Here is a 6,446-nt window from a genome sequence, read left to right on the forward strand (position 1 = left end):
GCGCACCGTTCGGTGCCTGTGCCGGATCGGGGGAAGCCGCGCCGCGTGTGGCGGCGCGAAGCCCGATGCATGCTCGACCGCCGCGCGGCGTGTCTCGCCAATTTTTTTGACGTCGCCGAGCGTCCCGCTTCACGCGGAACGCATAAGGGCGCTCGCCGTAGGTTTCGCAATCGGGAGCCCAGGTTCGCTCGACATCGAGCGGTACCGCCAAGGCTCACCTGATGAATTCTTTTTTACCAAAATTCCGTTACCGTCGGCATCGACCGGACCGAACGCGCCTATGGGCGACGTCCCTGCCGCGATGGATGCCGTGCGTGCAACTCGTTGCTTCTCGATTCAGGGCGAGCAACCAACCCTCGGGTGCAGCCAAGCAAGTAAAATAGCAGGTTCTTGCTTCACCCTGCACAATCCGGGCGATGATGGGCCGCAAAAAAATGAGCGGCACGCACGGTTGGCTGGGCAAATTATATTCAGAATGAATGAGTTAGGCAAAATATCCCAGAAATCGGTCGCACCCGACCAGGTCTCGATGATACAGGTGGACGACGGGGTCGCCGGGCAGCGCATCGACAATTTTTTGTTGCGCGTCTGTAAAGGCGTACCGAAAAGTCACATCTATCGGATCCTGCGCAGCGGGGAAGTGCGGGTCAACAAGCGCCGCGTCGACGCCAAATATCGGCTCGAGCTGGGCGATGTCGTCCGCGTGCCGCCCGTGCGCATCGCGCAATCGGAGGCATTCGACGCCGCATTGGCCTTGCCGCCCCCGCCGGCACATTTCGAGGTCCTGTTCGAAGACGAGCACATCATCGCGATCAACAAGCCGGCCGGCGTGGCCGTGCACGGCGGCAGCGGCATCGCGTTCGGCGTGATCGAGCAGATGCGCGAGGCGCGTCCGTCGGGCAAGTTTCTGGAGCTCGTGCACCGGCTCGATCGCGAAACGTCGGGCATCTTGCTGCTCGCGAAGAAGCGTGCGGCGCTCGTCGGGCTGCACGAGCAGATCCGGGAAAATCGGATGGACAAGCGGTATTACGCCTGCGCGCACGGCCAGTGGGCCAGCGACTGGGGGCGCCGCCGTGCGGTCAAGGAGCCGCTGTATAAATATCTGACGCCGGAAGGCGAGCGGCGCGTGCGCGTGCAGCCGGACGGCTCGCCATCGCACACGGTGTTCAACCTGATCGAGCGCTGGCCCGGGTACGTGCTCGTGGAAGCCGAACTGAAGACCGGGCGCACGCACCAGATCCGCGTCCATTTGGCGCACCTGGGCTTGCCGATCGCCGGCGACGCCAAGTACGGCGATTTCGCGCTGAACAAGGCGCTCGCGCGTGCGAACGCGCGTCCGTCGCTCAAACGCATGTTCCTGCACGCGCATCGATTGCGTCTGACGCATCCGATCACGGGCGAGCCGATGGAACTCACCGCTCCATTGCCGGACGAATGCCGGCGATTCCTCGATCAACTGACCGACCTGCGCAACGAGACGCATTCCGATGGCCCGACAGCAATTTGACCTCATCGTCTTCGATTGGGACGGCACACTGATGGATTCGACGGCGCATATCGCGCGCAGCATACAGGCCGCCTGCCGCGACCTGGGGTTGCCCGTGCCCGCCGACGACGCCGCGCGTTACGTGATCGGCCTGGGGCTGCGCGATGCGCTGCAGATCGCGGCGCCCACGCTCGATCCGTCCGACTACCCGCGTCTGGCCGAGCGCTATCGTTTCCACTATCTGGTCAAGGACGCGCACACGGAACTCTTCGCCGGCGTGCGCGAGCTGCTGGCCGAACTGCGCGGGGAAGGCTATCTGCTCGCGGTGGCCACGGGCAAGAGCCGCGTCGGGCTGAACCGGGCGCTCGACGAGGTGCGGCTCACCAGTGTGTTCGACGGCACCCGCTGCGCCGACGAAACCTTTTCGAAGCCGCATCCGGCGATGCTGCATGAGCTCACACGCGAGCTGGGTCAGGATCTGGAGCGAACGGTCATGATCGGCGATACGACGCACGATCTGCAGATGGCGACCAACGCGGGCGCGGCGAGTGTGGCCGTCACCTACGGGGCGCATCCGGTCGACGCGCTCGTCAAACTCGAGCCCCGTTTCGTCGCCGAAAGCGTCGGTTTGCTCGGCGATTGGCTGCGGGAGCACGCATGAGCGCGGGCGAAGGGCTGGCCGTGCGCATATGCGCAGCCGGCGATCTCATCGACGGCGGCGCAGGCGTGCGTCGGGCGGCGCGCTATCTCGATAGCGACGCCGTCGTCTTCTTCGTGCGCTACGACGGGCGCGTCCACGGCTACCTGAACCGGTGTGCGCACGTGCCGATGGAGCTCGATTGGGTCGAGGGTCAGTTCTTCGAATCGTCGGGCTTATACTTGATGTGCGCTACGCATGGCGCCATTTATGCGCCCGATACCGGGCGCTGCGTCGGCGGCCCGTGCCGCGGCGCACGGCTGCGGCCTGTCGCAGTCGAGGAGCGCGATACGCCCGAGGGCCGGGCCGTTTTCTGGTTGCCCGACGGCGATTTGCAGCCCGCCCCGGAAAGCGCCGGCTGACATCGGCCGCGGCGCGCGCTGATGCGCGAAGTCAGGTCCAAATGCCGTTTCCCGTTTCCCGTTTCCTCCCTTTCCTGTTATCCCGATAACAACGAAGCACCTAGAACACATGGCCGACCAATACACGCCCGAATCGCAGCATCCCCCCGAGCCGCAGCCGCGCCCCAGCGCCTCCGGGCGCGAACCGAATTGGGAGCGTGCGGCGCTCGAGCGGATTGCGCTCGCGGCGATCAACGAGCAAAGGGCGGCGCGCCGCTGGAGGATCTTTTTCCGGTTCGCTTTTCTCGCCGTCTTGCTGCTGGCCGTCTTCGGCGTGTTCAGCGCGTCGCACGACAAGCCGGTCGCGACGGGCCGCCATACGGCGCTCGTCTCCCTGGAGGGTGAAATCGCCGCCGATACCAACGCGAATGCCAAGGACATCGATCGCTCGCTGCGGCGCGCGTTTGCGGATGACGACGCGGCCGGCGTCGTGCTCTATATCAATAGCCCCGGCGGTTCTCCCGTGCAGGCCGGGATCATCAATTCGGAGATTCGCCGGCTGCGCAAGAAGTACCCGGCCAAGCCGTTGTATGTGGTCGTCGGCGATATGTGCGCGTCGGGCGGTTATTACGTCGCCGCCGCGGCCGACAAAATCTACGTCGACCGCGCGAGCATCGTCGGTTCGATCGGCGTGCTGATGGACGGCTTCGGGTTTACGGGGCTCATGGACAAGCTCGGTATCCAGCGCCGGCTGCACACGTCCGGTGCGAACAAGGGCTTTTTCGATCCGTTCTCGCCTGAGACGCCAGCAATGGATGCCCATGCGCAAGCCATGCTCGATCAAATCCACCAGCAGTTCATCGACGTGGTCAAGCAAGGACGCGGCAAACGATTGCACGAAACGCCGGATATGTTCTCGGGCTTGTTCTGGACGGGCGAGAAGAGCGTCGAACTCGGGCTGGCCGACGGTTTCGGCGATACCGGCTACGTGGCACGCGAAGTGATCAAGGCGCCGAACATCGTCGATTACACGGAAAAGGAAAGCATTTCCGATCGGATCGCCCGCAAGTTCGGCGCGGCGGTCGGCGAGGGCGCCATGCATGCGCTCGTGCTCGGCGGCTGGAAAGTGCGCTGAGCGTGCTTCCCGCGGGTCCTGCCGATGCTCGGGTGCTTCGACGCTCAGACGCTCAGACGCTCAGACGCTCAGACGCTGCGGTGCTCGGGTGCCGTCAGTGATCCGCCTATTGCCCTGAGGCAGTGACTGGGCGGCGGGGGCGGCGCCTGTCGGCCTGCGCCATTGCCCCCGCGGGGCCTCGCCGTCCTCGTCAGTTCGCCAACATCAAGAAAATCGCCGGCCGTTTGTGCATCTCGAATGCGCCGGCCAGCTTCTTCCAATCGCTGGCGGTCCGGGTTGCGATGCGCTCCGATTCGAGCGTCAGATCGACGGCGACCGTAATCAGCGTCGACGGCGCGCAGCTCGCAACGAGCGCATCGAGCAGGGCGCGGTTCCGATAAGGCGTTTCAATGAAGATCTGCGTTTCGCGCCCCTTGCGCGAGCGTTGTTCGAGTTCGCGCAACGTCTTGACGCGCTCGGCAGCATCGACCGGCAAATAACCGTGGAAGGCGAAGCGTTGGCCGTCCAGCCCCGAGGCCATCAGCGCAAGCAGAATCGAACTCGGCCCGACCAGCGGCACGACCTTGATGCCGCGCTCGTGCGCCCGGCGCACGAGCAGCGCGCCGGGATCGGCCACCGCCGGGCAGCCCGCTTCCGAAACGAGCCCACCGTCTGCTCCGGCGAGAATCGGTGCGAGCAGCCGCTCGACTTCCGCGGCAGGCGTGTTGACGTTGAGCTCGCGAATCTCGATCTCCTGGATCGGGCGCGTGACGCCGATGCGTTTCAGGAACGCGCGCGTGCTCTTGGCGTTCTCTCCGACGAAGTAGCCGAGCGAGGCCGTGCGCGCGACGACGCTGGCCGGCAGGACAGTGGCCAGGGCGCTCGCGTCGCCTTCTCCGAGCGCGTTCGGGATCAAATAGAGGACGCCGCTCATCGCGCACCTGCGAAGAGCGGGTAGCCGGCGGCGCGCAGCATCCGCGTGAGCGCGATCAGCGGCAGGCCGACGAGTGCGGTCGGGTCGTCCGATTCGATGGAATCGAGCAATGCGATACCGAGGCCCTCCGATTTCGCGCTGCCGGCGACATCGTAGGGCGTTTCAGCGCGCAGGTAGGCTTCGAGTTCGGCATCCGACAGATCGCGAAAGCGCACGCGGGTGACGACATCTTCCGTTCGAGCGAGGTCGCGCGCACTGTCGAACAGGCACAGCGCACTATGGAATTCGACGACGCGATTGCGCATCATGCGCAGTTGTTCGAGCGCTTTTTCGTGGGTGCCGGGCTTGCCGATTTGCAGACCGTCGAACGTGGCCACCTGATCCGAGCCGATGACGAGCACGGGCGCCGCATCGGGCGCGGCGGTTTCGCGGGCGGCAACGGCGCGCGCTTTCGCTTGCGCGAGCCGCAGCGCGGTGGCGGCCGGCGTCTCGCTCGGGAGCGGCGTTTCGTCGAGCGCCGGAACGGCGATGTCGAACGCGATCCGCAGCCGTTCGAGCAGGGTGCGGCGATAGGGTGAGCTGGAGGCGAGGATCAGCCGGGGCGGCTGGATGCTGGAGTCGTGCATGGGCTGGTCGATAGGCGGAAATCGGTGCGGTGCGGGCCGGCGGCGGTTGTCGCTCGCCTGTCGCTCGCCCCGCGTGTGCGGGATCGTTTAAGTGATTGACTGCAAAAGGTAAATCAAATATACTCTCCGGCTTTTCACGGTGTCCCTGGCGGATAGGCTGGGTGAGGCCGTGGATGGGTTGCAGCAGTCGTTGTAAAGCACGAAGTCAAGTAAGCACGAAGTCAAGTCGATAGCAAGCCGCAAGGTGCCGCTGACTAAGTTGGCACTGAGTTGGGGCACTGGGTTGAGGCGGTTGTTCAAGTGAACCCGAATCAACCCGGCCGGCCAACCAAAGCGGATACCGCGCGGAGCGAGGAGCGAACCATGTCCCAACATCCCGGCAAGGCTGGCGGGCTCATTGATCCGCATGCGTTCGATGTCTTCGAATTTGCGCGCAGCGGCCGTCAGGCTGCCGGCGCGGTGCGTGTGTCGCAATTGCCGCGCATGTTAAACGAAGTCCCTGCGGATGCGCCAGATCGCGACACGCTGTTCACCTGGCAAGCCGAAGGTTCGACGCAGCCCGAGTTGCAGGACGACGGCACCGAAGCGGCACAGCCGTATTTGCGGCTCGCGCTGCACGGCGCGGCGTGGCTCGACTGCCAGCGGTGTCTCGCGCCGTACGAGCAACCGTTCGATGTGGAAGCCACGTACCGCCTGGTGGCGACCGAAGAGGAAGCCGAGGCGTTTCCGCTCGATGAAGACGAACTCGATGTGATCGTGGGCTCGCGCCAATTCGATCTCGTCGAGCTGATCGAGGAAGAGCTGCTGTTGTCGCTGCCGCTCGTACCGAAGCATGAGGTTTGCCCGCAGGTGCACGAGAGCCTCGTCTCGGGTGCGGCCGGCGAGCATGCGAGCGATCTGAGCGACGAGGAAAGCGGGAGCGAGGATCCGACGCCCGGCGCCGCCGATGGCGGCGATGCGGGCAAGCCCAATCCTTTCGCCGCGCTCGAAGCGCTCAAGCGTGGCGGCGGAGAGGGCGGCAAGAAGCACTGAGCCATTGCTTGAATAGCAGTAGCGCGATGCGGCGCGCCGGCCGTTTGGCCAGTGGCGTTACGCCGGTCGGGCTGTGTTAGAATCCCCAAAATTTTTAGGAGTTACCATGGCAGTCCAGCAAAACAAGAAGTCGCCGTCGAAGCGCGGCATGCACCGCTCGCACGATTTCCTGACGACGACCCCGCTCGCAGTCGAGCCGAGCACGGGTGAAGTGCA

At 65.0% G+C, this 6,446-nt stretch carries 8 protein-coding genes; 6 read left to right on the plus strand and 2 right to left on the minus strand.

Translation table 11 applies throughout. The annotated features are described in order from the left end of the window. The first annotated feature begins 475 nt into the window (after positions 1–475). From ACTHL0_RS06590 to ACTHL0_RS06605, 4 genes are all read left to right on the plus strand, one after another. Positions 476–1,507 carry an RluA family pseudouridine synthase gene (locus ACTHL0_RS06590; protein WP_440565845.1) on the plus strand — a complete coding sequence of 344 codons (1,032 nt, stop codon included), beginning with the start codon at positions 476–478 and terminating at the stop codon, positions 1,505–1,507. Next, positions 1,488–2,147: an HAD-IIIA family hydrolase gene (locus ACTHL0_RS06595; RefSeq protein WP_440565846.1), complete on the plus strand. Its 660-nt coding sequence runs from the start codon at positions 1,488–1,490 to the stop codon at positions 2,145–2,147. Before ACTHL0_RS06590 ends, ACTHL0_RS06595 begins: the two co-directional genes overlap by 20 nt. Then, positions 2,144–2,545 (plus strand): Rieske (2Fe-2S) protein, encoded by a 402-nt coding sequence (locus ACTHL0_RS06600; protein ID WP_440565847.1) that lies wholly within the window; start codon positions 2,144–2,146, stop codon positions 2,543–2,545. Before ACTHL0_RS06595 ends, ACTHL0_RS06600 begins: the two co-directional genes overlap by 4 nt. A 109-nt stretch (positions 2,546–2,654) precedes the next feature. Next, complete coding sequence (locus tag ACTHL0_RS06605; protein WP_440565848.1) at positions 2,655–3,659, plus strand: S49 family peptidase; 1,005 nt, start codon at positions 2,655–2,657, stop codon at positions 3,657–3,659. A 190-nt stretch (positions 3,660–3,849) separates the two neighbouring features. Here ACTHL0_RS06605 and ACTHL0_RS06610 read toward each other — a convergent pair whose 3' ends face one another. Together ACTHL0_RS06610 and ACTHL0_RS06615 are read right to left on the minus strand one after the other, a co-directional pair. After that, positions 3,850–4,572, minus strand: coding sequence for an SAM-dependent methyltransferase (locus ACTHL0_RS06610; protein ID WP_440565849.1), 723 nt, complete (start codon positions 4,570–4,572; stop codon positions 3,850–3,852). Next, entirely contained in the window at positions 4,569–5,198 is a 630-nt protein-coding gene (locus ACTHL0_RS06615) for a Maf-like protein (protein ID WP_440565850.1), read from the minus strand. Before ACTHL0_RS06615 ends, ACTHL0_RS06610 begins: the two co-directional genes overlap by 4 nt. Before the next feature lie 363 nt (positions 5,199–5,561). On the opposite strand from ACTHL0_RS06615, the gene ACTHL0_RS06620 reads away from it, so the two are divergent. Both ACTHL0_RS06620 and rpmF read left to right on the plus strand, forming a co-directional pair. Continuing rightward, positions 5,562–6,230 carry a YceD family protein gene (locus ACTHL0_RS06620; RefSeq protein WP_440565851.1) on the plus strand — a complete coding sequence of 223 codons (669 nt, stop codon included), beginning with the start codon at positions 5,562–5,564 and terminating at the stop codon, positions 6,228–6,230. A gap of 106 nt (positions 6,231–6,336) precedes the next feature. Beyond that, on the plus strand, positions 6,337–6,446 hold a 110-nt coding region (rpmF, locus tag ACTHL0_RS06625), incomplete at its 3' end, for a 50S ribosomal protein L32 (RefSeq protein ID WP_440565852.1).

The sequence above is a fragment of the Trinickia sp. genome, from assembly GCF_051961175.1.
Taxonomy (GTDB): Bacteria; Pseudomonadota; Gammaproteobacteria; order Burkholderiales; family Burkholderiaceae; genus Trinickia.

Excerpts from the sequence above, each read along its gene's own strand:
- ACTHL0_RS06590 (WP_440565845.1), top strand. The coding sequence starts at position 476 with ATGAATGAGTTAGGCAAAATATCCCAGAAATCGGTCGCACCCGACCAG.
- ACTHL0_RS06595 (WP_440565846.1), top strand. The coding sequence starts at position 1,488 with ATGGCCCGACAGCAATTTGACCTCATCGTCTTCGATTGGGACGGCACA.
- ACTHL0_RS06600 (WP_440565847.1), top strand. The coding sequence starts at position 2,144 with ATGAGCGCGGGCGAAGGGCTGGCCGTGCGCATATGCGCAGCCGGCGAT.
- ACTHL0_RS06605 (WP_440565848.1), top strand. The coding sequence starts at position 2,655 with ATGGCCGACCAATACACGCCCGAATCGCAGCATCCCCCCGAGCCGCAG.
- ACTHL0_RS06610 (WP_440565849.1), bottom strand. The coding sequence starts at position 4,572 with ATGAGCGGCGTCCTCTATTTGATCCCGAACGCGCTCGGAGAAGGCGAC.
- ACTHL0_RS06615 (WP_440565850.1), bottom strand. The coding sequence starts at position 5,198 with ATGCACGACTCCAGCATCCAGCCGCCCCGGCTGATCCTCGCCTCCAGC.
- ACTHL0_RS06620 (WP_440565851.1), top strand. The coding sequence starts at position 5,562 with ATGTCCCAACATCCCGGCAAGGCTGGCGGGCTCATTGATCCGCATGCG.